Here is a 2230-nt window from a genome sequence, read left to right on the forward strand (position 1 = left end):
GTAAGGCTAACACTGCATAATTTCAGCCCAAAAGCGTTTGGCTTCCAAGTTTTCACAACTGATAAAAAAATCCGACCCACATCTGCGGAATGTGGGTTACAATGATATAAAATTTGACACAATTCTTAAACTTCAAACCGCGCATCTTATTTATGTACGGAAAGAGCGATCGCCCAACTGCTGTTTTGAGCCACATATACAGTATTGTGGAAGAATTCTATCATGTCCGAAAAGAACGCTCCCAATAAAGTTGGTTCGTAGTGAGGACTTTAGTCCTCGGATGATGCGGACTAAAGTCCTCACTACAAACACGTTTTATTACGGTAATACAACAGGCATGAGATGAGTTATTGAAGCCAACCTAGGCGAATATGACTTTTATGAACTTAACAATATGATTTTTATGAGTCCATCCAATGACTTTATGAATTGACTTTAAAAAAGCTTTTATTCATAATCATCATATGAACCTAGGACAGGAAGAAACCCATGTCGCCAAAGCCTAGCAGCTAATACTGCACTCGTCCAGCTAAATCAAATATATGTAGATATTTCTACAGGTTGCAACCAGGAGTATTTTCTGGTAAGTAACAGATTTATTAGACTGTGCCAGGAAATGCTGACATAAATCAAAGTATCTAAACAAAATCTAGTGCAGGAGAACTAATTATGTATCAACAACCTCAAAAAAGGAAAGGCCCGCCCCCAATTGTTTTTATTGCATTTCCTTTGATTGCCTGGGGTGCATTCACATTTATTCCACAGATATTAAAGGGCGGAATTTTACCTAGATCAGTTTCTGGCAACAGTCGTCTCAGTTTGGGAGATAAGATATTGATGCAATCGCAAAAAACAGCAGGAAAACAAGCAGGTGTCAAAGCTTTTGCTGAGGGTAATTACAAAGAAGCTGTTAAAAACTTTCGGGAATCGCTGCAACAAAATCGCAACGATCCAGAGACTCTAATTTATTTAAATAATGCCAAAGTCAATAATGATAATTCTCTGCAAATAGCCGTCAGCGTTCCGATTGGCACTAACCCGAATGTAGCGCAAGAAATGCTCCGAGGAGTTGCCCAAGCTCAAGAGGAAGTTAATGCTGGGGGAGGGATTAATGGTGCGGGTTTGCAAGTTTTGATTGCGAACGATGACAACAGTCCAGATTTTGCCAAAGAAGTTGCAACCGAATTCGTAAAGGATCCGAAAATTTTAGCAGTCGTCGGACACAATGCTAGCAATGCTTCTCTAGCTGCTGCTCCCACCTATCAAGAAAAAAAACTGGTGATGGTTACACCAACTAGCTTTGCTAACAATTTATCAGCTTTCGGTAGCTATATTTTTCGGACAGTCCCCGCGATTCAATCGATGGCGGCTCCTTTAGCAGAATATATGGTTAAAAAAGCTGGCAAAACTAATGTTGCTATCTGTTATGATTCTCAAGCTCCTGATAACGTATCGTTTAAGGATGAATTTGTTTCGTCGTTTTCGGCTTTGGGTGGCAAGGTAGTGCCTACGGTTTGTGACTTTTCAACGCCAACTTTTAATTCGAGTGCTAGCATTGCTGATGCTGTTAGCAAAGGTGCACAAGCGTTAATGCTAGCACCTCATATCGATCGCATCGATCGCGCGATCGACCTAGCTCGCCTCAATACTGGCAAATTAGCGCTCTACGGCAGCACGACACTGTACACCTTTCAAACGGTAAAAGAGGGGAACAAAGACGTTGACGGGCTTGTTTTGTCCGTTCCGTGGCATCCTGACACTAATCCGAACAACCCATTTTCTAAGAATGCGATTCAAAAGTGGGGAGGTGCCGTGAATTGGCGAACCGCCACGAGTTTTGATGCGACGAAAGCTATTATGAGCGGTTTGCAGCGCAGCAATACGCGAGAAGGATTGCAACAAGCACTTAGGGCTCCGAATTTCGTTACCTCTGGTGCGAGTGAAGATGTGAGGTTTTTGCCAACGGGCGATCGATGGAACAAAGCGATTTTAGTACAGGTTCAACGCCAAGGCAATGATTACAGGTTTGTGGCGCTGCCGTGATTGGGTGACACAAGAGCAAGACTTAAGTGGCAAATAGTTTGCTAAACTTATCTACAGTTGATTGCTGAGAGTCAGTTCCATGTTTGCGGTCAAGCGAGCGCTCAAATTAAATAATACTGAAGCAACCTTGATGGCAAAACACGCAGGCTTTCGGCGCGTCGTATTTAACATGGGTTTGAGCCTGAGA

General features: G+C 42.6%; 2 protein-coding genes. Both read left to right on the plus strand.

Annotation, left to right across the window (positions count from 1 at the left end):
- The first annotated feature begins 837 nt into the window (after window positions 1–837).
- Complete coding sequence (locus tag JGK20_RS34010) at window positions 838–2043, plus strand: ABC transporter substrate-binding protein (protein WP_293200864.1); 1206 nt, start codon at window positions 838–840, stop codon at window positions 2041–2043.
- 79 nt (window positions 2044–2122) lie between these two features.
- Window positions 2123–2230 (plus strand): helix-turn-helix domain-containing protein (locus tag JGK20_RS34015; RefSeq protein ID WP_293187183.1); only part of this gene is annotated, 108 nt, incomplete at its 3' end.

It is taken from the genome of Microcoleus sp. PH2017_05_CCC_O_A (assembly GCF_020738785.1).
Taxonomy (GTDB): Bacteria; Cyanobacteriota; Cyanobacteriia; order Cyanobacteriales; family Microcoleaceae; genus Microcoleus.

Coding starts and splice junctions, on each gene's coding strand:
- JGK20_RS34010 (WP_293200864.1), top strand. CDS start 838: ATGCAATCGCAAAAAACAGCAGGAAAACAAGCAGGTGTCAAAGCTTTT.